At 76.4% G+C, this 25,546-nt stretch carries 29 protein-coding genes and 1 riboswitch; of the genes, 10 read left to right on the forward strand and 19 right to left on the reverse strand.

What is annotated here, in order from left to right; all coding sequences use genetic code 11:
• Positions 1-3: 3 nt before the first annotated feature.
• Both ACWIX3_RS06730 and acs read right to left on the reverse strand, forming a co-directional pair.
• On the reverse strand, positions 4-510 hold the full coding sequence (locus tag ACWIX3_RS06730; RefSeq protein ID WP_448611302.1) for a phage holin family protein: 507 nt from the start codon (positions 508-510) through the stop codon (positions 4-6).
• Between the two features lie 287 nt (positions 511-797).
• A complete protein-coding gene (gene acs, locus ACWIX3_RS06735; protein WP_448611303.1) occupies positions 798-2,747 on the reverse strand; it encodes an acetate--CoA ligase in 1,950 nt (649 codons plus the stop codon).
• Positions 2,748-2,950: 203 nt separating this feature from the next.
• On the opposite strand from acs, the gene ACWIX3_RS06740 reads away from it, so the two are divergent.
• Complete coding sequence (locus tag ACWIX3_RS06740; protein ID WP_448611304.1) at positions 2,951-3,658, forward strand: (2Fe-2S)-binding protein; 708 nt, start codon at positions 2,951-2,953, stop codon at positions 3,656-3,658.
• Here the strand turns inward: ACWIX3_RS06740 and hflX are convergent.
• The 3 genes from hflX to ACWIX3_RS06755 form a co-directional block, all read right to left on the reverse strand.
• The gene (gene hflX / locus ACWIX3_RS06745) at positions 3,655-4,797 is read right to left on the reverse strand and encodes a GTPase HflX (RefSeq protein ID WP_448611305.1); all 1,143 of its coding nucleotides are present in this window, start codon (positions 4,795-4,797) and stop codon (positions 3,655-3,657) included. The two genes, ACWIX3_RS06740 and hflX, sit on opposite strands and share 4 nt — an antisense overlap.
• A 150-nt stretch (positions 4,798-4,947) precedes the next feature.
• Positions 4,948-5,967, reverse strand: a complete 1,020-nt coding sequence (locus tag ACWIX3_RS06750; RefSeq protein ID WP_448611306.1) for an S-adenosylmethionine:tRNA ribosyltransferase-isomerase — start codon at positions 5,965-5,967, stop codon at positions 4,948-4,950.
• Positions 5,964-6,662, reverse strand: a complete 699-nt coding sequence (locus ACWIX3_RS06755; RefSeq protein ID WP_448611307.1) for an SDR family NAD(P)-dependent oxidoreductase — start codon at positions 6,660-6,662, stop codon at positions 5,964-5,966. The genes ACWIX3_RS06750 and ACWIX3_RS06755 overlap by 4 nt, the downstream gene beginning before the upstream one ends.
• A 48-nt stretch (positions 6,663-6,710) precedes the next feature.
• On the opposite strand from ACWIX3_RS06755, the gene soxR reads away from it, so the two are divergent.
• Both soxR and ygiD read left to right on the forward strand, forming a co-directional pair.
• Positions 6,711-7,181, forward strand: a complete 471-nt coding sequence (gene soxR, locus ACWIX3_RS06760; protein WP_448611308.1) for a redox-sensitive transcriptional activator SoxR — start codon at positions 6,711-6,713, stop codon at positions 7,179-7,181.
• A gap of 78 nt (positions 7,182-7,259) precedes the next feature.
• Positions 7,260-8,060: a 4,5-DOPA-extradiol-dioxygenase gene (ygiD, locus tag ACWIX3_RS06765; RefSeq protein WP_448611309.1), complete on the forward strand. Its 801-nt coding sequence runs from the start codon at positions 7,260-7,262 to the stop codon at positions 8,058-8,060.
• 60 nt (positions 8,061-8,120) lie between these two features.
• Here ygiD and ACWIX3_RS06770 read toward each other — a convergent pair whose 3' ends face one another.
• The 3 genes from ACWIX3_RS06770 to ACWIX3_RS06780 are packed head-to-tail and all read right to left on the reverse strand — an operon-like array spanning position 8,121 to position 10,164.
• Complete coding sequence (locus tag ACWIX3_RS06770) at positions 8,121-8,393, reverse strand: helix-turn-helix transcriptional regulator (protein ID WP_448611310.1); 273 nt, start codon at positions 8,391-8,393, stop codon at positions 8,121-8,123.
• On the reverse strand, positions 8,390-9,244 hold the full coding sequence (locus tag ACWIX3_RS06775) for an ABC transporter permease (RefSeq protein WP_448611311.1): 855 nt from the start codon (positions 9,242-9,244) through the stop codon (positions 8,390-8,392). The genes ACWIX3_RS06770 and ACWIX3_RS06775 overlap by 4 nt, the downstream gene beginning before the upstream one ends.
• Positions 9,241-10,164: an ABC transporter ATP-binding protein gene (locus ACWIX3_RS06780; protein ID WP_448611312.1), complete on the reverse strand. Its 924-nt coding sequence runs from the start codon at positions 10,162-10,164 to the stop codon at positions 9,241-9,243. The genes ACWIX3_RS06775 and ACWIX3_RS06780 overlap by 4 nt, the downstream gene beginning before the upstream one ends.
• Before the next feature lie 91 nt (positions 10,165-10,255).
• On the opposite strand from ACWIX3_RS06780, the gene ACWIX3_RS06785 reads away from it, so the two are divergent.
• Complete coding sequence (locus ACWIX3_RS06785) at positions 10,256-11,125, forward strand: hypothetical protein (RefSeq protein ID WP_448611313.1); 870 nt, start codon at positions 10,256-10,258, stop codon at positions 11,123-11,125.
• A 10-nt stretch (positions 11,126-11,135) separates the two neighbouring features.
• The gene (locus ACWIX3_RS06790) at positions 11,136-11,855 is read left to right on the forward strand and encodes a M23 family metallopeptidase (protein WP_448611314.1); all 720 of its coding nucleotides are present in this window, start codon (positions 11,136-11,138) and stop codon (positions 11,853-11,855) included.
• Between the two features lie 17 nt (positions 11,856-11,872).
• Here the strand turns inward: ACWIX3_RS06790 and cobA are convergent, their stop codons facing one another.
• The 11 genes from cobA to ACWIX3_RS06845 all read right to left on the reverse strand — a co-directional run bounded on the left by cobA (position 11,873) and on the right by ACWIX3_RS06845 (position 22,292).
• A complete protein-coding gene (gene cobA, locus ACWIX3_RS06795; RefSeq protein ID WP_448611315.1) occupies positions 11,873-13,132 on the reverse strand; it encodes a uroporphyrinogen-III C-methyltransferase in 1,260 nt (419 codons plus the stop codon).
• Positions 13,129-14,238, reverse strand: a complete 1,110-nt coding sequence (gene cobT / locus ACWIX3_RS06800) for a nicotinate-nucleotide--dimethylbenzimidazole phosphoribosyltransferase (protein WP_448612445.1) — start codon at positions 14,236-14,238, stop codon at positions 13,129-13,131. The genes cobA and cobT overlap by 4 nt, the downstream gene beginning before the upstream one ends.
• Complete coding sequence (gene cobC / locus ACWIX3_RS06805; protein ID WP_448611316.1) at positions 14,235-15,308, reverse strand: Rv2231c family pyridoxal phosphate-dependent protein CobC; 1,074 nt, start codon at positions 15,306-15,308, stop codon at positions 14,235-14,237. Before cobC ends, cobT begins: the two co-directional genes overlap by 4 nt.
• A complete protein-coding gene (locus ACWIX3_RS06810; RefSeq protein WP_448611317.1) occupies positions 15,305-15,649 on the reverse strand; it encodes a cobalamin biosynthesis protein in 345 nt (114 codons plus the stop codon). Before ACWIX3_RS06810 ends, cobC begins: the two co-directional genes overlap by 4 nt.
• A complete protein-coding gene (locus ACWIX3_RS06815) occupies positions 15,646-16,485 on the reverse strand; it encodes an energy-coupling factor ABC transporter ATP-binding protein (protein ID WP_448611318.1) in 840 nt (279 codons plus the stop codon). The genes ACWIX3_RS06810 and ACWIX3_RS06815 overlap by 4 nt, the downstream gene beginning before the upstream one ends.
• Positions 16,482-17,216 carry a cobalt ECF transporter T component CbiQ gene (cbiQ, locus tag ACWIX3_RS06820; RefSeq protein WP_448611319.1) on the reverse strand — a complete coding sequence of 245 codons (735 nt, stop codon included), beginning with the start codon at positions 17,214-17,216 and terminating at the stop codon, positions 16,482-16,484. Before cbiQ ends, ACWIX3_RS06815 begins: the two co-directional genes overlap by 4 nt.
• Before the next feature lie 73 nt (positions 17,217-17,289).
• Positions 17,290-17,595 carry an energy-coupling factor ABC transporter substrate-binding protein gene (locus ACWIX3_RS06825; protein ID WP_448611320.1) on the reverse strand — a complete coding sequence of 102 codons (306 nt, stop codon included), beginning with the start codon at positions 17,593-17,595 and terminating at the stop codon, positions 17,290-17,292.
• Positions 17,592-18,266, reverse strand: coding sequence for an energy-coupling factor ABC transporter permease (locus ACWIX3_RS06830; protein WP_448611321.1), 675 nt, complete (start codon positions 18,264-18,266; stop codon positions 17,592-17,594). The genes ACWIX3_RS06825 and ACWIX3_RS06830 overlap by 4 nt, the downstream gene beginning before the upstream one ends.
• Positions 18,253-19,665 (reverse strand): cobyrinate a,c-diamide synthase, encoded by a 1,413-nt coding sequence (locus ACWIX3_RS06835; RefSeq protein ID WP_448611322.1) that lies wholly within the window; start codon positions 19,663-19,665, stop codon positions 18,253-18,255. Before ACWIX3_RS06835 ends, ACWIX3_RS06830 begins: the two co-directional genes overlap by 14 nt.
• A 16-nt stretch (positions 19,666-19,681) precedes the next feature.
• Positions 19,682-20,296, reverse strand: a complete 615-nt coding sequence (gene cobO / locus ACWIX3_RS06840; RefSeq protein ID WP_448611323.1) for a cob(I)yrinic acid a,c-diamide adenosyltransferase — start codon at positions 20,294-20,296, stop codon at positions 19,682-19,684.
• A gap of 1 nt (position 20,297) precedes the next feature.
• Positions 20,298-22,292, reverse strand: coding sequence for a putative cobaltochelatase (locus tag ACWIX3_RS06845; RefSeq protein ID WP_448611324.1), 1,995 nt, complete (start codon positions 22,290-22,292; stop codon positions 20,298-20,300).
• 61 nt (positions 22,293-22,353) lie between these two features.
• A riboswitch (cobalamin riboswitch) is annotated at positions 22,354-22,425 on the reverse strand.
• Positions 22,426-22,531: 106 nt separating this feature from the next.
• Here ACWIX3_RS06845 and ACWIX3_RS06850 point away from each other — a divergent pair.
• From ACWIX3_RS06850 to ACWIX3_RS06870, 5 genes are all read left to right on the forward strand, one after another.
• On the forward strand, positions 22,532-23,020 hold the full coding sequence (locus ACWIX3_RS06850; RefSeq protein WP_448611325.1) for a hypothetical protein: 489 nt from the start codon (positions 22,532-22,534) through the stop codon (positions 23,018-23,020).
• The gene (locus ACWIX3_RS06855; protein ID WP_448611326.1) at positions 23,017-23,478 is read left to right on the forward strand and encodes a hypothetical protein; all 462 of its coding nucleotides are present in this window, start codon (positions 23,017-23,019) and stop codon (positions 23,476-23,478) included. The genes ACWIX3_RS06850 and ACWIX3_RS06855 overlap by 4 nt, the downstream gene beginning before the upstream one ends.
• Positions 23,475-23,768 carry a transcriptional regulator gene (locus ACWIX3_RS06860; RefSeq protein ID WP_448611327.1) on the forward strand — a complete coding sequence of 98 codons (294 nt, stop codon included), beginning with the start codon at positions 23,475-23,477 and terminating at the stop codon, positions 23,766-23,768. Before ACWIX3_RS06855 ends, ACWIX3_RS06860 begins: the two co-directional genes overlap by 4 nt.
• Positions 23,769-23,913: 145 nt before the next feature.
• Positions 23,914-24,972: an AbrB family transcriptional regulator gene (locus ACWIX3_RS06865; RefSeq protein WP_448611328.1), complete on the forward strand. Its 1,059-nt coding sequence runs from the start codon at positions 23,914-23,916 to the stop codon at positions 24,970-24,972.
• 95 nt (positions 24,973-25,067) lie between these two features.
• Positions 25,068-25,355: a hypothetical protein gene (locus ACWIX3_RS06870; RefSeq protein WP_448611329.1), complete on the forward strand. Its 288-nt coding sequence runs from the start codon at positions 25,068-25,070 to the stop codon at positions 25,353-25,355.
• Positions 25,356-25,546: the final 191 nt, after the last annotated feature.

The raw sequence follows: 25,546 nt of genomic DNA on the forward strand, positions 1-25,546 counted from the left end.
CGCTCAGACGGTGTAGTTCTCGCTGCCGCGCAGCTGCACGCGGCCGTCGGTCACGGTCGGCACCTCGCGCCGACGCTGGCCGGGGGCCTCGCGGTGCATGACCTCGGGCAGGTCGCGCAGCGTCTCGATGGTGCGCTCGGGCTTCTCGATCTTCTTCAGGGCCCGGCGGCCGATGAGGGCGGCGATGCCGGCCAGCAGCACCAGCAGCACCCAGACGATCAGGTAGGAGACCCAGCGCGGCAGGCCCAGCCAGGTGAGCAGCTCGGCGATCGTGACGAACAGGAAGATGCCGGAGAAGGCGAGCAGCACGCCGGCCGCCGCGAGCGCTCCGGCGCCGATGCCGGCCTTCTTCGCCGACCTGCCGACCTCGGCCTTGGCCAGCTCGATCTCGCTGCGGATCAGGGTCGAGACGTCGGCCATGGCGCTCTGCACCAGGGCGCCGACGGAGGGCTCCTCCGTGCGGGTGGTGGTCCGTGCCCCGGACGGGCTCGACGGTGCGCTGTGGGCCACGAGGGGCACCTCCTGGGGACGACGGGCGGCTACCGGGCCGCCCGACGCGAGCGGACCCACCTGGGGGAATGGTGCCCCATGACCACCGGTCGCGCGCCCCGGCCTCCCGCGGTCGTGCGCGCCAGGCTCGCGGCGGCCCCCCGCAGGGCCCCGCCGCGAGCCTGGCGACGTACTGGGACGGCCGCCCTCCAGCGTCCCGCCGGCCCCGACCGGGTCCCGCCCCGAGCCTGCGAGGGGTGGGCAGGACCAGGTCCTCCAACGGGGCGCGGGGGGAGGTCGGTCCTCCCTCAGTCCTCAGACGAGCTGGCCGGCAGCTTGTCCTTGATCAGGTTCATCACCGACGAGTCGGTGAGCGTCGTGACGTCACCGAGCTCGCGGTTCTCGGCGATGTCCCGCAGCAGCCGGCGCATGATCTTGCCCGAGCGGGTCTTGGGTAGCTCCTGCACGACCATGATCTGGCGCGGCTTGGCGATCGGGCCGATGTCCTTGGCCACGTGGGAGCGCAGCTGCTGGACCAGCTCGTCGCCCGAGTCCTCGGCGTCCCCGCGGAGGATGACGAAGGCGACGATGCCCTGCCCGGTGGTGGGGTCGCTGGCGCCGACGACCGCGGCCTCGGCCACCGTCGGGTGCGCGACCAGGGAGGACTCCACCTCGGTGGTCGAGATCCGGTGGCCGGACACGTTCATGACGTCGTCCACCCGGCCGAGCAGCCAGATGTCGCCGTCGGCGTCCTTCTTCGCACCGTCCCCGGCGAAGTAGACGTTCTTGCCGAACCGCGACCAGTAGGTGTCGACGTAGCGGTCGTCGTCCCCCCAGATGGTGCGCAGCATCGACGGCCAGGGTTCGGTGAGCACCAGCAGGCCGGTGGTGTCGTCGCCGAGCTCGTTGCCCTCGTCGTCGACGACCTTGGCCGAGATCCCGGGGAACGGGGTCTGCGCCGAGCCGGGCTTGAGGGACGTCACCCCGGGCAGCGGGTTGATCATGTGCGCACCGGTCTCCGTCTGCCACCAGGTGTCCACGATCGGGCAGCGGCCGCCGCCGATGTTCCGGTGGTACCAGAGCCAGGCCTCGGGGTTGATCGGTTCACCGACCGAGCCGAGGACGCGCAGGCTGGACAGGTCGAACTTCGCCGGGATGTCCTCCCCCCACTTCATGAAGGTGCGGATCACCGTGGGGGCCGTGTACAGGATCGTGACCTTGTACTTCTCGATGATCTCGAACCAGCGGCCGCGGTGCGGCGTCTCGGGGGTGCCCTCGTACATGATCGAGGTGGCCCGGTTGGCCAGCGGCCCGTAGACGATGTAGCTGTGCCCGGTGACCCAGCCGATGTCGGCCGAGGTCCAGAAGACGTCGGTGTCGGCCTTGAGGTCGAAGGACGCCCAGTGCGAGTAGGCGACCTGGGTCAGGTAGCCGCCGGAGGTGTGCAGGATGCCCTTCGGCGACGCCGTCGTCCCCGAGGTGTACATGATGTAGAGCGGGTGCTCGGCGTCGAACGCCTCGGGCGTGTGCTCGGTCGACTGCCGGTCGACGACGTCGTGCCACCACAGGTCACGGCCCTCGGTCCACTCGACGTCCTGCTCGGTCCGCCGCACGACCAGCACGTTGCGGACGCTGTCGGTGCGCCCGACCGCCTCGTCCACCGCCGGCTTGAGCGCGCTGGGCGCGCCGCGGCGGTAGCCGCCGTCGGAGGTGACGACGAGGACGGCGCCCGAGTCGGTGATCCGGCTGGCCAGCGCGTCGCTGGAGAAGCCGCCGAAGACCACCATGTGGACGGCGCCGATGCGGGCGCAGGCCAGCATCGCGACGACCGCCTCCGGGATCATCGGCATGTAGATGGCGACCCGGTCACCGGCCTGGATGCCGAGCTCGAGCAGGGCGTTGGCCGCCTTGCTGACCTCGTCCTTGAGCTGGGCGTAGGTGATCGAGCGGGTGTCGCCGGGCTCACCCTCCCAGTGGTAGGCGACCTGCTCGCCGTGGCCGGCCTCGACGTGCCGGTCGACGCAGTTGTAGGCGACGTTGAGCTTGCCGCCGACGAACCACTTGGCGAACGGCGGATTGCTCCAGTCCAGGACCTCGTCCCACTTCTGCGCCCAGCTCAGCCGCTCGGCCTGCTCGGCCCAGAAGCCCAGCCGGTCCTGTGCTGCCCGCTCGTAGACGTCGGGACCCACGTTGGCCTGTGCCGCCAGCTGCTCCGGCGCCGGGAACCGGCGGCCCTCCAGCTCGGTCGACTCGCTCATGCGACTCCTCCTGCTCCCCGGCGTCGTCGTCGACGCCCGTCCCTGTCCGGTGGTCGCGGCCGGCACCCGGCGTCCCGGCTCCGGTGCGACGCAGCGTGCTCCATGTCACACCGTATGACCCCGAGGGCTCCACGTCTGCCCGGCGCAACGTCGGCGCAGTGGCTACCGGGTGCGGTCTGCCGGCGGACGGCGAGACTGGGCCGGTGACGGCGGGACTCCAGGCGGCGGTGGCCGCGCAGGTGCCGGGCGCGGCCGCGCTCGGCCTGCTCGCGCCCCCGTCCGCGGCGACCGTCCCGGCTGCGCTGTTCGCCGACGCCGACTGGACGGCCGACCGGCTGACCGCCCTCGGGGCGCGGTACGCCTCCGGCGACCGGCGGGTGCTCGCGACCGTGTGGTGGTACTCGGCGTCCTCGGCGCTGCTCACCCCGGCGCTGGCCGGGCTGGCCACCGGGCAGCCGCTGTCCGCCCGGCTGGCCGACACCTCCGTGGCCCTGCTGGGGGGTGCTACGCCGGTCGCCGCGACGTCGTCCGCCCCCGGCCGGGACACCGCCGCCGAGCTGCGGGAGAGCCTCTCCGCGGTGGTCGACGCCGTGGCCGCGGCGGGCCGGATGCGTCCGCGGCCGCTGTGGGCGGTCGCCACGGACTCGCTGGCCAACCGGTTGCTCGCCCTGGGCCGGGCGCTGGGGGACGAGCGGCGGGTGACCGCGCTGGCCGGGCCCCTGGCGGCCGCCGTCGGGCCGCCGCTGCTGACGCCCCGCTACGTCGACGTCGCCGGCGTGCGCTTCACGCGGCGGGTGTCGTGCTGCCTGCTCTACCGGCTGCCGCCCGAACCGCTGTGCACCTCCTGCCCGCGCAGGCCGGCCGCCGAGCGGCAGGTCCTGCTGGAGGACACCGCAGCGCGGATGCACTAAGCGTCCAGCCGCTGCGCGACCGCCCGGCGCAGCTCCTCGACCCCCTCGCCGGTCAGCGCGGACACCGGGACGGCGTCGGGGTAGGCGGTACGCAGCGCGGCCACCCAGCCCGCGTCGGCGATGTCGATCTTGTTGAGGGCCAGCAGCTCGGGGTGGTCGCGGGCGCCGATCTCGTAGAGCACCCCGCGCACGGCGGTCACCTGGCCCATCGCGTCGGGCGCCGAGGCATCGACGACGTGCAGCACGAGGTCGGCGTCGACGACCTCCTCGAGGGTGGAGCGGAACGCGTCGACCAGCTGGTGCGGCAGGTGGCGGACGAACCCGACGGTGTCGGTGAGCGTGTACGGCCGGCCGTCGGGGGTCTGCGTGCGGCGGACCGTCGGATCGAGCGTGGCGAACAGCGCGTCCAGCACCAGCACGTCGGCGCCGGCCAGCCGGTTCATGAGCGCCGACTTCCCCGCGTTGGTGTAGCCGGTGAGCGCCACCGACGGCACCTGGTTGCGCCGCCGCCGCGCGCGGGTGCGCTCGCGCCGCCGCGCGGTCTCCTGCACCTGCCGGCGCAGCAGCGTCATCCGCCGGCGCAGGTGCCGGCGCCGGGTCTCCAGCTGCTGCTCGCCGGGGCCGCGGACGCCGATGCCCGCGCCGCCCGCGGTGCGCCCACCGCCGACCCGGGACATCTCCACGCCGTGCCCGGTCAGCCGCGGCAGCTGGTAGGCCAGCTGGGCGAGCTCGACCTGCGCCTTGCCCTCGGAGCTGCGGGCGTGCTGGGCGAAGATGTCGAGGATCAGCGCCGTCCGGTCGACCACCCGCGCGCCGAGCCGCTCCTCGAGGTTGCGCACCTGCGCGGGGGAGAGCTCGCCGTCGGCGATGACCAGGCCGGCGTCCCGGTCGCGCACCAGGTCCGCGAGCTCGGCCACCTTGCCCGACCCGAGGTAGGTCGCCGGGTCCGGCCGCTCCCGTGCCTGCACCAGCCGGCCGACGACGGCGACCCCGTCGGTCTCGGCCAGCCGCTCCAGCTCGTCGAGCGGGTCGGCCCCGGAGCCGCCGTCCCGCAGGCCCAGCAGCACCGCGCGGGCGCCGTCCGTGCCGCCGTCGCCGTCCTGTGCGACCTCGCTGCCGAGCAGCCACGTCCCTGGCATGTCCGCCTCCCGGACCCCCGCGGAACGCAGTCTGTTCCGGCGTCCCCAGCCTCCTCACCCGGGCGGCGGACCGCCACCGGAGCGCAGGACCGGACCGGGACCTGCGAGAGGGCCGCGCAGCCGCACGTCGACCTCGCCCGACGCCGGCGGCTAGGGCAGGAACAGCATGGTGTCGCCGAACTCGTGCCACAGGTAGCCACCCGCGGCGGCCCGCGCGTAGGCTCGGTCGACCAGCTCGCGGCCCGCCACCGCCTCGAGCAGCAGCAGGTGGCTGGCGTCGGGCGCGTGCAGCCCGGTGAGCAGGCCGGTGACGACCCGGGCGGGGCGGTCGGGGCCGAGCACCAGGTCGGTCCAGCCGGCCACCGGGCGGAGAACGCCGTCCTCGCCCGTCGCCGTCTCCAGCGCGCGGGTGACGGTCGTCCCGACGGCGACGACGCGGCCGCCGGTCGCCTTCGTCGCGTTGACCAGCCGGGCGGCCACCTCGGGCACCCGGTAGCGCTCCGGCGCCGGCGGCTCGTGCAGCTCGGGACTGGAGACGCCGGCGTGCAGCACCACCGGGACGACGGGGATGCCGCGGGCCATCAGCCGCACCAGCACCCGGTCGGTGAACGGCCGCCCGGCGCTGGCGTTCTCCGCGCTGCCCGGCTCGGTGGCGTAGACGTTCTGCGCGTCGGCCAGCGGGACGGCGGCGCCGAGGTAGCCGTAGCGGATCGGCACGCCGTACCGCTGGAGGAGCCCGGCGGCGGGGACGGCCGGATCGGGGCGGGCCCGCCACAGCCGCGACGTCCGCGCCGCGGTCGGGAAGCCCTCGACCAGCCGCAGCCGGACGCCGCCGGGCAGGTCGAGGACGGTCCCGGGCTCGACGCCGCGATCGGGGCCGCCGTTGTCCGGCCGGCGCAGCTCCACGACCCAGTCGCCGTCGTCCAGCGTCGTGGCGACGTGCAGCGGTGCGCGGACGCCGTCGGCCCGCCGGACGTCCAGGCGGGCCGGCAGCGTCGCCGAGGTGTTGACGACGACGAGGTCGCCGGGTTCGAGCAGCTCGGGCAGGTCGCGGAACGTCGTCTCGGTGAGCCCGTCCGGCCGGACCGCCATCAGCCGGACGCCGTCGCGGGCCAGACCCCGGTGCTCCGGTGGAGCGGCGGCCTCGGCTCCCATCGCGCGGGGGGTCACCGGCCGGCCTCCAGCGGGGCGGCCAGTTCCGCCACGCGGTAGCGGCCGCTGGGCAGGTCGCCGTCCACCAACCGCAGCAGCGCCGGGACGACCGCGGCCGGCTCCGGCAGCCCGGTGGCGTCGGGGTCGGCCGCGCGGTGCATGTCGGTGGCCATGTCGCCCGGGTCGACGGCGTGGACGCGCAGGGCCGGGTGCTCGACGGCGAGGACGGCGGTCAGCCGGTCGAGCGCGGCCTTGCTGGCGCCGTACCCGCCCCACCCCTCGTAGGCCTCGACCGCGGCGTCGCTGCTGACGTCGAGGACCACCCCGCCGGCCCGCTCCAGCGCCGGCAGCAACGCCTGGACCAGGGCGAGCGGGGCGACGGTGTTCACGGCCAGCACCCGCTCGAGGGCTGCGAGCGGCAGGTCGGCCAGCCGGGGGAGCGGGGTCGGGCCGAGCTCGCTGGCGTTGTTGACCAGCAGGTCGAGCCGGTCGCCGACGGCGGCGGCGAGGGCGGCGCGGTGGCCGGGGTCGGCGACGTCCCCGGGGACGGCGGTGACCAGGTCCGGACGGGGCAGCGCGGCGACGGTGGCCGCCAGCCGGTCGGGGTCGCGGCCGTCGACGACGAGCCGCCAGCCGCGGCGGTCCAGGGCCTCGGCGAGGGCGGCGCCGAGCCCGCGGGAGGCGCCGGTGACGAGTGCGGTTCGAGGTGTCATGGGGCTACTGTCGGACCTCAAGTGAACTCGAGGTCAAGGGGAGGCGCCGTGGACGGGCTGCTGACCATCGGGCAGGTGGCCGAGCGATCGGGGATGGCCGTCTCCGCCCTGCGCTACTACGAGGCGCAGGGGTTGGTCACCGCCACCCGGACGGCCGGCGGGGCGCGCCGCTTCCCGCGCAGCGTGCTGCGCCGGCTGGCGTTCGTCCGCGCCGCGCAGAACGTCGGGCTGACGCTGCCGGAGATCCGCGACGCGCTGGCCACGCTGCCCGACGGGCGGACCCCGTCGGCCCGCGACTGGGCCCGGCTCGCGGAGTCCTGGCGGGACCGGCTCGACGAGCGGATCCGGGCGATGGAGCAGCTGCGCGACGGGCTGTCGTCCTGCATCGGCTGCGGCTGCCTGTCGCTGACCCGGTGCGCGCTCTACAACCCCGGCGACGTGCGGGGCGGCGAGGGGCCGGGGGCGCGGCTGCTGTCGCCGGCGCTGCGGCGGGTGCCGCCGACGTCGAACGCGGGGTGACCACCGGGACCGACGCGGGGTGACGGCTCCCGTGTCGCACGTCGGCCGCGTACGGGAGAAGATCGCCGCGTGGGGTTGATGCCGGCTGCGTTCGTCGGCCACGGCAACCCGATGAACGCGCTCGAGGACAACCGCTACACCCGGGCCTGGCGCGCGTTCGGGCAGGCGGTGCCGCGGCCGCGGGCCATCCTGGTCGTCTCGGCGCACTGGTACGTGCACGCGACCGCCGTGACCGCGATGCCGCGGCCGCGCACCATCCACGACTTCTTCGGCTTCCCGCGCGCGCTCTACGACGTCCGCTACGACGCCCCGGGGCTGCCCTCGCTCCACGAGGAGGTCGCCGACCTCGTGCACCCGACGTGGGTCGGCGCCGACCTCGACAGCTGGGGTATCGACCACGGCGCCTGGGCGGTGCTGCGGCACGCCTTCCCCGACGCGGACGTGCCGGTGGTGCAGCTGTCGGTCAACGCGCTGGAGCCGGCCGAGCACCACCTCCGGCTCGGGGCCGCGCTCGCTCCGCTGCGGGAGGACGGCGTGCTGGTGATCGGCAGCGGCAACGTGGTCCACAACCTGCGCGCGGTCACCCGCACGATGCCCGACGCCGGGTTCGACTGGGCGCAGCGTTTCGACGAGGCGGTCCGCGAGGTGGTGCTCGAGCGGCCCGCCGAGGTCGCGACCCTCGACGGGCACCCGGACGCCGGCCTCGCCGTCCCCTCGCCCGACCACTTCGTGCCGCTGCTCTACGTCGCCGGCATGGCGGGGGCGACCGGCACGACGGCCGAGCTGCTGGTCGACGGGTTCACCGACGGCTCGCTGTCGATGGCCTCCTACACCGTCGGCATGACGCCGCCCCCCGACGCCCAGGTGTCCCGGCCGTAGCGGGCCCGCTCGACCGTCGTCGGCCGGGTCCGACGTCCCGGACCGGCCACCGCTCGCGGATCAGCCTGCGGCGGCAGGCGGTTCGGCGGTCCCGGCGTCGCTGATGCGCGGGAACGGCTTCGTCGAGAAGACCACCTCCACCGGCAGGCCGAAGAACTCGGCGATGCGCAGCGCCAGGTGCAGGCTGGGGTTGTACTCGCCGCGCTCCAGGTAGCCGATCGTCTGGTAGTGGACGCCGAGCGCGTCGGCCAGTTCCCGCCGGGTGACGCCCTGCTCGGCACGCAGCAGCGCGATCCGGTTGTAGACGGCGTCCCCGGGCCGGTCGGCGCTCACCGCACCCACTGGACGGCGGCGTCGCGGGCCGCGGCGACCTGCGAGCCGGACTGCCGCCGCGCCATCCGCCGGAGCACGACCGGCGTCACGAGCAGGCCGGCGACCGCCCAGGCGGTCAGCACGAGGGCGGTCTCCCCGGTCCGCCAGGAGCCGCCGAGCTCGAGGGAGGCGGCGGCGTCGGGCAGGAAGGCCGAGCGCATGCCCAGGCCGATCCAGTAGGTCGGGAAGACCTGCGCCACGGCCTGCACCCAGCCCCACAGCGCCTGGACCGGGACGAAAATCCCCGAGATCCCGGTGATCACGAGGACGGGGAGCATCCCCCAGGTGCCGACCTTCTGGGTGTTCGGCACCACCGAGCCCAGGACCATCCCGATCGGGAGCGTGGCCAGCATGCCGAGGGCCAGCACCCACGCGACGGTGAGCCAGCCGCCTCCTCCGGAGGGCATCACGTGCTCGAAGAGCAGCGCGCTCGGCACCAGGATCACGAGGAACTGGGGGAGGGCGCTCAGCGAGTGGAAGACGAGCTGCCCGGTGACGTAGCCCTCCATGCCGTGCGGCAGGGCCTTGTGCCGCAGCAGCGTGCCGTCCTCGCGCTCCATGGCGAGGGCGAACGCCGGCCCGATGACGACGCCGAAGGCCACCAGGGCGCCGAGGATGCTCGGCAGTGCGACGGTCGGGTACAGCAGCGTCGTCCCCTCGACCGCGTCGCCCCGGTTGAACCACAGGTAGGCCAGGGTGGCGAGCCCCGTGAACAGGAAGAAGCCCTGGTCCTGGGGGCTGCGCACGCTGTTGAGGAACTCCGTCCAGCCGCGGCGGACCCCGAGGCGGACGGCGTGCAGGGTGAGGGTCACCGGGTCACCTCCTCGAGCGGGGTCCGGACGCCGGCCTCGTGCCGGGCGACCATGGCGATGTAGGTGTCCTCGAGGCTGGCCCGCCGGACCTCGAGGTCGACGACCGCGTCCCCGTGCTGCTCGAACAGCCGCCGGACGAACGGCGTCGCGTCGTCGGTCGCGTGCACGAACCGCTCGCCGTGCAGCGTCCAGCGCACCTCGCTCGTGCCGGCCACCTGGCGGGTCAGGGCCTCGGCGCTGCCGTCGGCCACGATCCGGCCGCCGGTGAGGACGAGGATCCGGTCGGCCAGCCGCTCGGCCTCGGCCAGGTCGTGCGTCGTGAGCAGGATGCTGGTGCCCTCGAGGTCGGCGAGCCGGTGCACCAGGTCGTGGAAGTCCCGGCGGGCCTGCGGGTCGAAGCCGGCCGTCGGCTCGTCGAGGAAGAGCAGCTCCGGCCGGCCGACGATGCCGACCGCGACGTCGAGGCGCCGGCGCCGTCCGCCCGACAGGGTGGCGATCTTGCTGTCGGCGTCATCGGTCAGGCCCACGGTGTCGAGCAGCCAGTCGACGTCGTACGGGCGCGGGTGGGTGGGCGTGGAGTAGGGGCGGTAGAAGGCGCCGAGCTGGGTGAGCAGCCGGCGCGGTGTCCAGCGGCCGTGGTCCCGCCAGGACTGCAGCACCACGCCCACCCGCGCCCGCCAGGCGTCGTCGGCCCGGGCCGGGTCGGCGCCGAGGACCGCGACCTCGCCGGCCGACGGGAGCCGGAAGCCCTCCAGGACCTCGATCGTCGTGGTCTTGCCGGCGCCGTTGGGGCCGAGCAGGCAGACCACCTCGCCGGGGTGGACGTCGAGGTCGACGCCGGTGAGGACCTCGTGCGCGCCGTAGCTCATCCGCAGGCCGCGCACCCGGACGACCGGTTGCTCCGACACGTTCCGGGTCATCGCGCCTCCTCGACGTCTTGCCGGTGCGGTGATAGTAGGTGTACTACATCGACAGTACAACTACTCATGGTTCGGACGACAGGAGCTCGGGATGGCCTCGCGGACGGTGCTCCTCCCGACGGTCCGCTGGCTGGCGCTGGTCGTCCCGCTGGCCGACGTCGCCCTGGTGCTCACCGGGGTGCTGTCGCTGCGGACCGGCATCGTCGTGGCGCTGGTGCTGGAGGCGCTGTTCGCCGTCGTCCTGGTCGTCGAGGCGGCCGCCTTCCGCCGGGCGTACCGCGCCGTGCGGCGGGACGGTGGCAGCCGCCGGACGGGAGCGGTGGCGGGCGCCGAGGCCGTGTGGCCGCCGGTGGTGGTCCGGCTGGCGCGCGCGGAGGCCGGTGTGCTCCGCGCGCTGTGGTGGGCCGTCCGGCGTCGCTCGGCCGTGGGGCCGGGCGACGTCCCGCTGCCCTACGCCGGCCGCTTCCGCCTGGTGCTCGGCGCGCTGACCGTCCTCGGTGCGCTCGAGACCGCCGTCGTCCACGTGCTGCTGCCGTGGGAGACCGCGCGGTGGGTGCTGCTCGCGGTGTCGGTGTACGCGCTGGTGTGGGTCCTCGGCTCGGGTCTCTCGCTGTTCCAGCACCCGCACCTGCTCCGCGACGACGAGCTGGTGCTGCGGTTCGGGCACCTGCGCACGGTCGCCGTCCCGCTGGCCGGCCTGGTCGCGGTCCGGCGCAGCGTGGAATCCGAGCACGGGAAGACCCTGCTCCGCGACGGCGACCGGCTGGTGCTGTCGGTCATGGGCGACACGGACGTCGAGCTGCGCTTCGACCCGCCGGTGCACGTCGACGGCCAGGACGAGCCGGTGGCCCGCGTCGCCTTCTGGGCCGACGACCCGCGGGACGTCGTCCGACTGCTGCGCGAGCGGGCCGCCCGCACGCCCGGCGACCGGGAGAGCCCGCCCCGGCTGCCCGCCCGCTAGGTTCCGGGACGTGGCCGCGGAGCCGCCCGCACGGGATCGGGATGCCCAGGGGGTCGAGATCTCGCTGCCGTTCGCGGGGAGGTGGCTGGCCCGGAACAGCCCGGCGCGGCGGGTCCCGAGCCACGGGACCGACCTGTTCGGCGAGCGGTACGCCATCGACTTCGTCGGCGTGGACGACCGCCACCGGCCGGCCGGTACCCGCGACTGGCGGACCCTCGTCGCCACCGAGCCACCGGAGCGCTTCGTCGCCTTCGGCCGGCCGGTCCGGGCCCCGGGCGACGGCACGGTCGTCCACGTGCACGACGCCGAGCCCGACCACGAGGCGCGGCGTTCGCAGCTGTCGCTGGTCCCGTACGCGCTGGGCCAGGCCGGCCGGCTCCGCCGGGGTGCGGGGGCCGCCGCGGGGAACCACGTGGTCGTCCACCTGCTCGGGAGCGGCGCCTTCGTCCTCCTGGCGCACCTGCAGCTGGGCTCGGTGCGCGTCTCGCCCGGCCAGGAGGTGGTCGACGGCCAGGAGATCGCGCGGTGCGGCAACTCCGGCAACTCGACCCAGCCGCACGTGCACCTGCAGGTCATGGACGGCGCGGACCCGTTCGTCGCCCACGGCCTGCCCATGACCTTCCGGCACTTCCGCGAGTGGCCGGCCGGCGGCCGGCAGCCCCGGGTCAGGGAACGGGGGATGCCCGGTGAGGGAGCAGTGGTGGAGCCGGTGCCGGCCGCCGGACCCTGACGACGCGGCCCGCACCCTCAGCGGGGCTGGCCGAGCTCCGCGCCGAGCCGCACGACCTCGCCGACCACCCAGACGGCGGGCGGGCGGACGTCCTCGTCGGTGATCGCCTGCGCCAGCCCGGCCAGCGTCGTGCGCACCGTGCGCTGGGTCGGCGTCGACCCGTCGGCGACGACGGCCACCGGCGTCTCCGGGGCCCGGCCGTGCTCGACCAGCGCCCCCGCGATCGCCGGGGCGGTGTCCACGCCCATGAGGACGACGACCGTGCCCCGCAGCCGACCGAGCGCCGCCCAGTCGACCAGCGACTGCGGATGGCCCGGCGGCACGTGCCCGGAGACGACGACGAACTCGTGGGTCAGCCCGCGGTGGGTGACCGGGATGCCGGCCAGCCCTGGGACGCCGATCGCCGACGTCACGCCGGGCACCACCTCCACCGGCACGCCCGCGGTGACGCACGCCTCGAGCTCCTCCATGCCACGGCCGAAGACGAACGGGTCGCCGCCCTTGAGCCGCACCACCCGCTTCCCGGCCCGGGCGTGCTCGACCAGGAGCGCGTTGATCTGCTCCTGCGCCATGTACCGGCCGCGCGGCAGCTTCGAGGCGTCGATGACCTCGACCTGCGCGGGCAGCGACGCCAGCAGCGACTGCGGCGCGAGGTGGTCGGCGACGACGACGTCGGCCTGCGACACCGCCTGCTGGCCGCGCACGGTGATCAGCCCGGGGTCGCCCGGCCCGCCGCCGACGAGCACGACCGAGCCGGGCCGCCCGCCGGGGACCTCCCGCGCCGCCCGGTCGCGGATGGAGCCGTCGGTCAGACCGGCCAGGACGGCGTCGCGCACCCCGACCGCGCGCTGCGGGTCGCCGCCGCCGTGCACCCCGACGACGAGGTCGCCCTGCCGGCCGACCGCCGGTGTCCACACGCTCGACGCCGACCGGTCGTCGGCGCGGGCGCAGAACACCCTCGACCGCTCGGCCTCCTCGGCGACCGCCGCGTTGACCGCCGGGTCGTCGGTCGCGGCCACCGCGTACCAGGCGCCGTCCAGGTCGCCGGCCTCGTAACGGCGGCGGACCCAGGTGACCGCACCCGGGCCGACCAGTGCCTCCAGCGCAGGGGTCACCTCGGGGCTGACCACCGTGACCCGGGCACGGGCCTCCAGCAGCCCCGCGACGCGGCGGTGCGCGACCTGCCCGCCGCCCACGACCACCACCTTCCGGTCCAGCAGCCGCAGCCCGACCGGGTAGACGACCCCGCTCGCGGGATCGACCGGGGTGGCGCTCACGCCTTCTCCGTCACACCGGCCGTGTCGAACGTCGCGACCTCGCGCAGCGCCCGCGCCGCGCTGGCCACCAGCGGCAGCGCCAGCAGAGCGCCGGTGCCCTCGCCGAGGCGCAGGTCCAGGCCGAGCAGCGGGCGCAGGCCGAGGGCGCGCAGCGCGATGCCGTGCCCCGGCTCGGCGGAGGTGTGGCCGGCGAGCGCGTGCTCCAGCGCCGCCGGGCACAGCGCTGCCGCGACCAGCGCCGCGGACCCGGCGATCACGCCGTCCAGCAGCACCGGCACCCGCGCCGCCGCGGCGCCCAGCACGAAGCCGGCGAGCGCCGCGTGCTCCAGGCCGCCGACCTCCGCCAGCGCGGCCAGCGCGGCCCCCGGCGTCGACGGCCGCCCGGGCACGCGGGCCACCGCACGGCCGACCACCTCGACCTTGCGGGCCAGCGTCGGGTCGTCGACCCCGGTGCCGCGGCCGGTCGCGGCGGCCGGTGGCGCGCCGGTGAACGCGCAGACCAGCGCCGCCGACGCCGTCGTGTTGGTGATGCCCATGTCGCCGGTGATCAGGCAGCCGTGCTCCGCGGCCAGCTCACCGGCCACCTCGATGCCGACCTCGACCGCCCGCCGCGCCTCCTCGAGCGTCATGGCCGCGCCGACGGCGAGGTCGGCGGTGCCGGACCGCACCTTGCGGGCGAGCAGCGCGGGGCTGACCTCGACGGCGTAGGGCGTCGCGACCCCGACGTCCACGACGACGACGTCGGCCCCCAACTGCGCGGCGAACGCGTTGACCACCGCACCGCCGCGGGCGAAGTTGGCGACCATCTGCGCGGTGACCTCCTGCGGCCAGGGCGTGACGCCCTGCGCGTGCACCCCGTGGTCGCCGGCGAAGACCGCGACCGCGGCAGGGGTGGGCACCGGCGGCGGACAGCTGCCCGCGATGCCGGCCAGCTGCGCGGCGACGTCCTCGAGCACGCCGAGCGAGCCCGGCGGCTTGGTCATCCGGTCCAGGCGGTCGCGGGCGGCGCGCTCGGCGGCGGCGTCCCGCGGCGCGACCGCGGCGATCGTCTCGCCCAGGAGGGTGCCGGCGAAGGGGGCGTCGGACGGGGCGGTGGGGCGGCTCAGCGGATCTCCTCGGGGATGCGGGGCAGGTCCCGGAACGCCGGTGTCACGGGGAGCGCGGGGTCCAGGATGGCAGCGAGGTCGGCGGCGAGGGCCACCGAGGTCGCGGGGTCGCGGACGGCGACCCGCAGGTGGTCGGGGGAGAGGCCGGGGAAGGTGTCGCCGCGGCGCACCGCCCAGCCCCGGTCCCGCAGCGCCGCCCGCACCCGCGCGCCGTCGGGTACCCGGAGGAGCACGAACGACGACCGGGGCGTCCCGACGACCGCCACGCCAGGCGGCAGCGCCGCCAGCAGCGCCTCCCGCTCGGCGACCAGCTCGCGCGCGGCGGCCTCCGCCTCCGCCCGCGCCGCCGGGGTGGTGCAGGCGACCAGCGCAGCCAGCGCCGGCGTGGACACCGGCCAGTGCGGCTGCTGGGCGGCCAGCGCCGCGACCAGGTCCGCCGGGCCGAGCGCGTAGCCGACCCGGAGTCCGGCCAGCCCCCACGTCTTGGTCAGGCTGCGCACCACCAGCAGCCCCGGCAGGTCCCGGCGCCCGGCCAGGGACTCCGGCTCGCCGGGCACCGTGTCGGCGAAGGCCTCGTCCACCAGCAGCACCCGCCCCGGTCGCGCCAGCGCGGCGACGTCGTCCGCCGGGTGCAGCACCGACGTCGGGTTGGTCGGGTTGCCCAGCACCACCAGGTCGGCGTCCTCCGGCACCTCCCGGAGGAGGTACCCGGGCGGCTCGAGCAGCAGCCGCTCGACCGGCCGGCCGGCGGCGCGCAGCGCCGCCTCCGGCTCGGTGAACGACGGGTGGACGACGACCGCCCGGCGGGGCCGCACGGCGCGCGCCACCAGGGTGAACGCCTCGGCGGCACCCGCGGTGAGCAGCACCTCGTCGGCCGGGCGGCCGTGGGCGGCGGCGACCGCGGCGCGTGCCGGAGCCGCGTCGGGGTAGGCGGCGGCGTCGTCGAGCGCCTCGTGCAGGACGGCGCGCAGCCACGGCGGCGGCGTCCCCGCGCGGACGTTCACGGCGAGGTCGACCAGGCCGGGCCCGAGGTCGGCGTCGCCGTGGTGGTCGAGGTCCACCCCGCTCACCGCGCCACCGCCACCGTGACCCGGCCGACGACCGTGCGCCCCACCAGCAGCGTCCCGCCGTCCAGCAGCGCCGCCGCCTCGGCGACCGACGCCGTCCCCACCGCCGAGGCCACCCGCGCCGACGGCGACGGCACCGGGACGGCGGCCAGCGCGGCGGCGGAGTGCCCGACGAGGGGCCAGCCCCGGGCGACCGCGGCGTCCACCAGCCCCGGCTCGGCGGCGCGGGCGTCGAGGGTGGCCAGTCGCACGCCGTCCGCGCCGGCCGGCAGGACGGCGTCCACCGCGGCCAGCACCTCCGCGGCGCTCACGCCGGGCCGCGCGCCGATCCCCACCACCGTCACGGGGTGACCCCCTCGGGCAGCGCGGCCAGCAGCGACGCGGCGTCGCGGGGGAGAGCGCCGTCGGGCAGCAGGCCGAGCGCCCGCAGCCGGGCGCCGACGGTCAGCGCCCACGGCCGGTCGAGCCGGGCGCGGGCGAGCAGTGCGTCGTCGGCCAGGACGTCGGCCGGGGCGCCCTGCACCACCGTCCGGTCGACGACGACGGCGACGTCGTCCGCCCACCTCAGCGCCAGGTCGACGTCGTGGGTGCTCATGACGACGGTCGACCCCGACGCCCGCAGCCGCTCCAGCGCCGCGAGCGCCTCGGTCACTGCGGACGGGTCCAGCCCGGCGGTGGGCTCGTCGAGCAGCAGCACGCACGGGCGCATCGCGACCGCACCGGCGATGGCGACGCGCTTGCGCTCGCCGTAGGAGAGCTGGTGGGTGGGCCGGCCGGCCAGGTGGGCCACGCCGAGCAGGGCGAGGGCCTCGGCGACCCGCTCGCGGACGGCGTCCTCGGGCAGGCCCAGGTTGAGCGGGCCGAAGGAGACGTCCTGCGCGACCGAGGCGCTGAACAGCTGGTCGTCGGGGTCCTGCAGCACCAGCTGGACCTCCTGCCGGTGGGCGCGCAGGCCGCGGCGGGTGTGCTGCAGCCGCTGCCCGTCGACGGCGACCGTGCCCGCCGCCGGCTCCAGCGCCCCGGACAGGCAGCGCAGCAGGGTCGTCTTGCCCGAGCCGTTGGCGCCCAGCAGCGCCAGCCGGCGCCCGGCCGGGACGGTGAGCGAGGCGCCGTCGAGCACCCGGCGGCCGCGCTCGTAGCCGGCGACCAGCCCCTCGGCGGTGAGCGTCCGGTGGCTCATGCGACCAGGCCGACCGTGACCAGCGCCGCCAGACCGGCGACCGTGGCGGCGACGAACGCGCGGGACGACGGCAGCACCTCCGGCAGCACCCGGAGACCGGTCTCCATGCCGCGGCCGGCCAGCCCCTCCTGCATCCGGCGGGCGCGGTCCCAGGAGCGGGTGAGCACCGCGGCGGCCAGCGCGCCGGACGAGCGCCAGCCGCGGGCAGCAGTCGAGTAGCCCATCCGCGCCGTCTGCGCCTCGCGGACGGTGTGCAGGCTGGCGAGCAGCACGAAGAGCAGCCGGTAGGTCACCGCGGCGACCTCGATCACCGCTGCCGGCACCCGCAGGCCGCGCAGCGCCGGCAGCAGGTCCGACATCGGCGTGGTGGTGGCCAGCAGCAGCACCGCGGCGCTGCCGGCGAGCGCGTGTCCGGCCAGGGAGCCGGCGCGGGTGGCGGCGTCCGGGGCCCAGCCGAGGCCGCCGGTGCCGAGGGTGACCACCGAGGTCAGCGCACCGACGACGATGAACGCCAGCGGCCAGCGCACCGCCCGGCCGAAGGTGCGGGCGGGCACCCGCGCCGGGCCGAGGGCGAGGACGACGGCGGTGAGACCGACCAGAACGCTGCCCGGCCAGGCCGGCAGGGCGAGCGCGCACACCACCAGGCCGCCGCAGAGCAGCAGCTTGTCGGCGGGGGAGCGGCGGCGCCAGGCGCTGGCCCAGGCGGCGTCGTCCACGGCGAGGCCCGTCACTGGCCCTCCTGGCCGGCGCTCATCGGACCCGTGCCGGCCGCTGCTGTGTCCCTGCGTGACCTCGCGAGCTCGGTCACGTCCCTCCGTCCTCCCGTGACCGCTCGGCCTGCCGGCGGCCGCGCAGCCGGCCGAGCACGTAGCCGAGCACGCCGCCGCCGAGCGCGGCCTGCAGCGCGAACAGCCCCGACTCCACCTCGGACGACGACGGCGAGAAGACCGACTCGAACCACGGCTGCACGCCCTGCTGCTCGGCGAGCTCGGCGGCCGCGGCGTCCGTGCCGGCGAAGTCCGACGTCCCACCGTCGAGCACGAGCGGCAACGCGACCAGCGCGACGACGCCCAGGACCAGCAGCGCGGTGACCAGCCGGGCGCGGGTCACCGCGCCGGCTCCGGGCTCAGCAGGCCGAGGCGCTCCAGCTCGGGGCGGGCGTTGACGGTGAGCACCCGGAACAGCAGCACGCCGAGCAGCCCCTCGCCGACCGCCAGCGGCACCTGGGTGAGGGCGAAGACGGAGAGGAACTTGACCAGCGCGCCGGCCACCCCGGTCTCGGCGTCGGGCAGCGCGAGGGCGAGCTGTCCGGCCGTCGTGACGTAGGTGGCGAGGTCGGCGACGGCCATCGCGGCGAACACCCCCGGCAGCAACCCGCCGCCCAGCCGCCGGGTGAGCCGGTAGGCGCCGTAGCCGGCCCACGGCCCGACGACCGCCATCGCGAACGCGTTCGCGCCCAGCGTGGTCAGCCCCCCGTGCGCCAGCAGCAGCGCCTGGAACAGCAGCACGATCGTGCCCAGCAGCGCCATCACCGGCGGCCGGAACAGCACCGCGCCGGCCCCGGTGCCCGTCGGGTGGCTGGAGCTGCCGGTGAACGAGGGCAGCTTCACCGCGCTGAGCACGAAGGTGAACGCGCCCGCCGCGCCGAGCAGCAGCGTGTTCTCCGGGCGCTCCCGCACTTCCGTCACGACCTGCCGCGCCCCGTGGACGACGAACGGTGCGGCGGCCAGCGTCCAGCCGACCGCGTGCGTCACCGGCAGGAACCCCTCAGCGATGTGCATGCCGTGCCCGACTCCTCTCCCCGCCCGCCCCCGCCGCCGCGCAGGCGGACACGAACCGCTCGGCCAGGGCCGGGGAGCCGGCCCAGTTCAGGTGCAGGTAGGACGCGTGCACGCCACCCGAGACGAAGCCCTCGGGGTGGGCGGGTCCCTGGCGATCGGCCCACCGCCAGGCAGGGGCGGGGCCGGCGGCCGGGGTGGCGACCGTGCGGTGGAACTCGTGGCCGCGCACCCGCGTGCCGGCCGGGGCGAGCACCGAGTCGCCGAGCGCGACCGCCTCGCGGTAGCCGAGGGTCAGCCGCGGCGACATGACCGCGTCGGTGGCGAGGACGCCGCACATCGGGACGCCGTCCAGGCTGCGGGCCAGGTACAGCAGCCCGGCGCACTCGGCGGCGACCGGGCCACCCCGCGCGGCGAGCGCCGCGACGTCCGCGCGCAGCGTGCCGTTGGCCGAGAGGTCGGCGGCGTGCACCTCGGGGAACCCGCCGCCGACCACCAGGCCAGCGGTGCCCTCGGGGAGGGCCTCGTCGCGCAGCGGGTCGACCGTCACCACCTCGGCGCCGGCGGCCTCCAGCAGCTCGGTGTTCTCCGCGTAGCCGAAGGTGAAGGCCGCCCCGCCCGCGACGGCGATCCGCGGCCGGCGCGCCACCGGGGTGACCGCGGCCGCCGGGTCCCACGGGACGGCGTCCAGGGCCGGGGCGGTGCGGGCCAGCCGCAGGACGGCGTCCAGGTCCACCGCGCCGGCCACCACCTCGCCGAGCCGGCCGACGGTCGCCAGCGCCTCGGCCGACCGCTCGGCGGCGGGCACCAGGCCCAGGTGGCGGGACGGCGTGCCCAGCTCCGCCAGACGCCGCACCGCACCGAGCACCGGCACGCCGGACCCGCCGAGCGCGTCACGGAGGATCTCCTCGTGCCGGTCGCTGCCGACGCGGTTGAGCACCACGCCGCCGAGCCGCACGGTCGGGTCGTAGGTGGCGAAGCCGTGCACGAGCGCGGCGACGCTCTGCGCCTGCGCGCTCGCGTCGACCACCAGCACCACCGGGGCACGCAGCAGCCGGGCCACGTGCGCGGTGGAGGCGAAGCCGGGTTCGACGGCCGGGGAGGTCGCCCCGTCGAACAGGCCCATGACCCCCTCGACGACGGCGACGTCGGCGCCGCGCGCCCCGTGCAGGAACAGCGGGACGACGCGCTCCTCGCCGACCAGCACCGGGTCGAGGTTGCGCCCGGGGCGCCCGGCGGCCAGGCCGGTGTAGCCCGGGTCGATGTAGTCGGGGCCGACCTTGTGCGGGGAGACCGACAGCCCGCGGGCGGTGAGGGCGGCGACCAGCCCGGTGGCGACCGAGGTCTTGCCCGCGTTGCTCGACGGCGCGGCGACGACCACGCGCGGGACCGCGCTGTTCACCCGCCCACCCCTCCGGTCACCACTCGATCCCCCGCTGGCCCTTCTGGCCGGCGTCCATCGGGTGCTTGACCTTGGTCATCTCGACGACCAGGTCGGCGGCCTCGACCAGCGCCGGCGGGGCGTCCCGGCCGGTGACGACGACGTGCTGCGTGCCCGGCCGGTCGGCCAGCGTCCGCACGACGTCGTCGACGTCGACCCAGCCCCACTTCAGGGGGTAGGTGAACTCGTCGAGCACGTAGAACCGGTGCGCCTCGGCGGCCAGGTCGCGCTTGATCTGCGCCCAGCCCTCGGCGGCCTCGGCGGCGTGGTCGACCTCGGTGCCCTGCCGGCGCGACCAGCTCCAGCCCGCGCCCATCTTGTGCCAGACCACCGGCCCGCCCTCGCCGGTCTGCTCGTGCAGCCGGCCCAGTGCGGTGAGCGCGTTCTCCTCGCCCACCTTCCACTTGGCGCTCTTGACGAACTGGTAGACCGCGATCGACCAGCCCTGGTTCCAGGCGCGCATCGCCATGCCGAACGCGGCGGTGGACTTGCCCTTCATCTCGCCGGTGTGGACGGCGAGCAGCGGCCGGTTGCGGCGCTGCCTCGTCGTCAGCCCGTCCTGCGGGGTGACCGCGACCCGTCCCTGCGGCACGTCACGCGGCCTCTCGGACGCTGCGCACCGTGGCGGCCAGCGACTCGGCGGCCAGCTCCTCCAGGCGGAGGGTCTGCGCGCCGAGCGCGGTCCCGAGCGCGCCGGCCAGGCCGAGGCGCACCGGCCCGGACTCGCAGTCGACGACGACGGCCGCCGTCCCGTCGGCGGCGAGCAGGCCGGCCGCCCGCCGCGCCTGGCCCAGGTGGTCACCCCCGCGCGCGCCGGTGGCCCGCCCGTCGGTGACGACCACCAGCAGCGGACGGCGCTGCGGATCGCGGACCCGCTCCACCCGCAGCGTCTCGTGTGCCCGAAGCAGGCCGGCGGCCAGCGGGGTGCGCCCGCCGGTCGGCAGCGCGGTGAGCCGGGCCGCGGCGGCCTCGACCGACCAGGTCGGCGGCAGCGCCAGTTCGGCCTCGGCACCGCGGAAGGTGACCAGGCCGACCTTGTCCCGCCGCTGGTAGGCGTCGAGCAGCAGGGAGAGGACGGCGCCCTTCACCGCGGCCATCCGCGAGCGGGCGCCCATCGAGCCGCTGGCGTCGACGACGAAGAGCACGAGGTTGCCCTCGCGGCCCTCCAGCACCGCTTGGCGGAGGTCCTCGCGGGCGATCCGCAGGCCCGGGCCGGTGCGGCCCCGGGCGACCTGGTGGGGCGCCGCGGCGAGCACGGTGCCGGTCAGGTGCAGCCGGCTCACCGTGCCGCTCGGGCGGGTCGCGCCGACGACGCGGCCCCGGTCGCCGCGGGCCCGCGAGCGCCGGCCGGCCACGCCCGCGCCGGTGCCGGGCACCTCGAGGCGGCGGGTGCGGAACGGGTCGGCGGGTGCGACCGCGGCCCGCTCCCGCGCGGGTGCGTCCGCGCTCTCGGCTCCTTCCGCGGGGCGGTCGCTGTCGAGGTCACGTGGTCCCGGCGGTCCGGGGTCGCCGTCGGAGGGCGGAGGCGGGGGAGGCGGGGCGCCACCGTCGCCGTCGGGGCCCTCGGGCGGGTCCTCGTCGGGACGGGAGTCCTGCAGCGCCTGCTCGAGGGTCTCGTCGTCCAGGCCGGGCGCGTCGAACGGGTTGCGCCGCCGGCGGTGCGGCAGGGCCAGCCGGGCGGCGACGCGCACGTCGTCCTCGGTGACCTCCTCGCGGCCGCACCAGGCGGCGTGCGCGATCGCGGCGCGGGCGGTGACCAGGTCGGCGCGCAGCCCGTCGACGTCGAAGGCGGCGCAGACGGCGGTCACCTGGCGCAGGGCCTCGTCGGAGAGCACGACGTGCGGCAGCCGGGCGCGGGCCCCGGCGATCCGGCGCGCCAGCCCGGCCTCCTCGTCGGCCCAGGACGCGGCGAACCCGGCCGGGTCGGCGTCGTACGCGAACCGGCGCCGCACGACCTCGGCGCGCTCGGCCGGGTCACGGGGTGCGGCGACCTCGACGGTGAGCCCGAACCGGTCGAGCAGCTGGGGCCGCAGCTCGCCCTCCTCGGGGTTCATCGTCCCCACCAGGAGGAACCGTGCCGCGTGCCGTACCGAGACGCCCTCGCGCTCGACGTAGGCGGTGCCCAGCGCGGCGGCGTCGAGCAGCAGGTCGACCAGGTGGTCGTGCAGCAGGTTGACCTCGTCGACGTAGAGCACGCCGCGGTGCGCGGCGGCCAGCAGTCCCGGCTCGAAGGCCTTCACACCCTCGGTGAGCGCCCGCTCGAGGTCCAGCGAGCCGACGACGCGGTCCTCCGAGGCGCCCACCGGCAGTTCGACCAGCCGCGCCGGACGGGTGAGCCCCGCGACGCCGGCGTCGTGCGGGCCGTCGGGGCAGCCCGGGTCCGGGGCGGCGGGGTCGCAGGCGAAGCGGCAGCCGGCGACGACGTCCACCGGCGGGAGGACGGCGGCCAGCGCGCGCACCGTCGTCGACTTCGCCGTCCCCTTCTCCCCGCGGACGAGCACGCCGCCGACGGCGGGGGAGACGGCGTTGAGCAGCAGGGCGAGCCGCATGTCGTCCATGCCGACGACGGCGCCGAAGGGGTACGTCATGCGGGGGCACGTGTCCTCTCCCCGGGTGTCCACGCCCGGAGGTGGCAGGAGGCGACGGCGGGAGTTCCTGGCTCTGCCGGCGGGAGCCGGCTCACAGTGGCGGGACCGCGCCGGAGTCGCACCGGGCTTCCTCCACTGCCGTCGCTGTGGCCGCGCCATTCGACCACGACCACCCCGGTGGGTGACACCCCGGTGTCGTTCCTTGACGAAGTGGAAAGTGACCGGGCACTCTTTCCGGCATGGAAAGCGACGCGGTTCCGGACCGCCTCCCCGACGCGGTCTCCGACCGCTCCACCGCCACGGCCGAGCTGGCCGCCCTGCAGGCACAGCGGACCGCGCTGGCCGACCGCGTGACCACGCCCTGGTGGTACGACGCGTTGCTCGGGCTGCTGGTCTTCGGCCTGCTGGCCTCGTACTCCGCCCGCAACCCCTGGGTCGTCCTGGGCGCGCTGGTCGTCTTCGTGCCGGCGCTGCGCGGGATGGTCGTGCTCTACACGCGCCTGACCGGCGTGTGGGTCAGCGGCTTCCGGCAGGGCCCGACGCGCCGCGCGATCAACGTGTGGATCGTCCTCTACGCCGTCGTGCTGGCGGCCTCCGCAGTCGCCGAGTACCTGCTCGACGTGCGCGGGGCGATGGTGGTCGGCGCGGCGGTGATCGGCGTCGGCCTGGCGCTGATCAGCCGGTGGTGGACCCGCATCTACGTCGCGGAGCTGCGGGGCGCGCTGTGACCGCCGCCGAGCGGGACCCCGAGGCGGAGGCCGCGGCTGCGGAGCTGGCCGCCCTGCGGTCCCAGCGTGCCGCGCTGGCCGAGCGGGCGGTGCAGCCGTGGTGGTACGACGCGCTGCTCGGCCTGCTCCTGTTCGGGTTCGTGAGCTCCTACGCCCTGCACAGCACGTGGGTCACCCTGGCCGCGCTCGTCGTGTTCCTCCTGTGCCTGCGCGGGCTGGTCGCCGTCTACAGGAAGCGCACCGGCTTCTGGGTCTCCGGGCTCCGGGAGGGCCGGACCTGGCGGGCGGTGCTCGCGTGGGGCGCGTTCGCCCTCCTCGTGCTCCTCGCCGGGTTCGCCGGCGACGACCACTGGCGTGGCTCGATGGTGGTCGCCGGTGCCGTCCTGGGAGTCGGGGTGGCCGTGGTCAGCCGGTGGTGGACCCGCATCTACGTCGCCGAGCTGCGCGGGCAGCGGTGACCGCCGTCGTGCCGCGCTTCGACGCGGTCATCCACCCGCCACCCCGGCTGCAGGTCTGCGGCCTGCTCGCCGTCGTCGACACGATGGACTTCGCCGCGGTCCGCGACTCGGTCGGGGTCAGCGACTCGGTGCTGTCCAAGCACGTCAAGCAGCTGGAGGAGGCCGGCTACGTGCGCGTGCACAAGGCCACCCGCGCCTCCCGGCTGCGCACCAGCCTGGCGCTGACCAAGGCGGGCCGGGCCGCCTTCGACGCGCACGTGGCCGAGCTGCGGCGCATCACGGGCGGCTGAGACAGGACCCCTGCCCCCCCGTGCGAGGACCCCGTCCTCCTCATCCCTCGCAGGCTCGGGACGGGGCCGGCGGCGGGACCCTGCAGGAGGCCGCGGCGGGGCACTGCAGACGGGTCGGGGAGGGTCGCGCGGCAGAGTGGGCCGGGTGGGCAGGGGTGCGCGGGCGGTGGACCTGGCGCTCGTGGTCGCCGCCGCCCTCGCCGTCACGCTGGCCCTCGACGTCCTCGACCTGCCCTCGCCGTCCCTCTTCGGCGGCCTGGTGGCCGGGCTGGTGCGCGGTCTGGCCGGACGCCGCCGGCTCACCGTCCCCCGGCCGGCCACCACGGCGGCCCAGGGGCTGGTCGGCGTCTCGATCGGCGCGCTGGTCGACCTGGACACCCTCGAGGCGATCGGCCGCGACTGGCTGCCGGTCCTCCTGGTCACCGTCGGCACCCTGCTGCTCAGCGTGCTGGCCGGGCTGCTCATGCGCCTGCAGCCCGGCGTCAGCCCGGTGACCGGGGCGTTCGCCATGGTCGCCGGGGGCGCGTCGGGGATCACGGCGATGTCCCGCGAGCTGGGCGCCGACGACCGGATGGTCGCCGTCCTCCAGTACCTGCGGGTGCTGCTGATCGTCGTCCTCATGCCCGTGACGGCCACGGCCCTGTTCGGCGCGGAGCCCGGCTCCGGGGGGACGACGGTGGACGACGCCGGGCCCGGGTGGCCGGCCGGGCTGCTGTTCGCCGCGATCTGCCTGGGAACCGGTGCGCCGCTGGCCCGGCTGCTGCGGATCCCCGTGCCGACGCTGCTCGGACCGCTGCTGGTCGCCGCCGGGCTCGACCTCGGCGGGCTCTCGGGCGGGGCGGACGTCCCCGCGCCGCTGGAGACCGCGGCCTTCCTGGTCATCGGGCTGGTGGTCGGGTTGAACTTCGACCGGGACGGTCTGCGCACCGTCGGCCGGGCGCTGCCACTCGCGCTCGCCGTGATCCTCGGCCTGGTGGCCGCCTGTGCCGGGCTGGGCGCGGTGCTCGCCGCCACAACCGGGGCCAGCGCGCTGGACGCCTACCTCGCCACCACCCCCGGCGGGCTCTACGCCGTGCTGGCCACCGCCCAGGACGGCGGCGCCGACGCCACCTTCGTGCTCGCCGTCCAGGTGCTGCGGCTGTTCGTGATGCTGCTCTCGGCGCCGCTGCTGGCGCGCTGGCTGCGACGCACCGGGGGGAACTGAGGGACGACCCCGTCCTCCCCCGTCCCTCGCAGGCTCGGGGCGGTGCGCTGGACGGGGCCGTGCCACGGCTGCCGAGCGCGCCTACTCTCGACCGGGTGTCGGAGGAGGTGAGGGAGCTGTCCGAGGACCAGACCGGCGCGGACGCCGGCACGCAGGACGCGGTGCTGCTGTACGTCGGTGGCCCGCTCGACGGTCGGGTGGAGATCCGCGAGGCGCGGCACGGGGAGCCCCTGCCGACCGTCACGCACGTGCACCTGCACGGCGGCCCCAAGGTCGTGCACCGCTACGACCTGACCCCGCTGGGCCCGCAGGCCGGCGTCTACCACCTCCGCCCGCGGCAGGCGGTCCGCGACGAGGTCCGCGACGAGTCCGTCGCCGACTGAAGAAGGACCCCCTGCTCCCCGCCGCTCGCAGGCTCGCGGTGGGGCCTGCAGGGGAGCGGTGGCCGCGGTCACGGGCACCGGCGGGATCCTGGCGGTCCCGGCGCCGGGCCCGGGGTGGCTGCTCCCGGTGGCCGTGGCCACGGAGGCGCTCGCGGTCGCGAAGCGCCGGGTGCACGACGCAGGTGTCGGTG

Source organism: Geodermatophilus sp. URMC 60 (genome assembly GCF_053502585.1).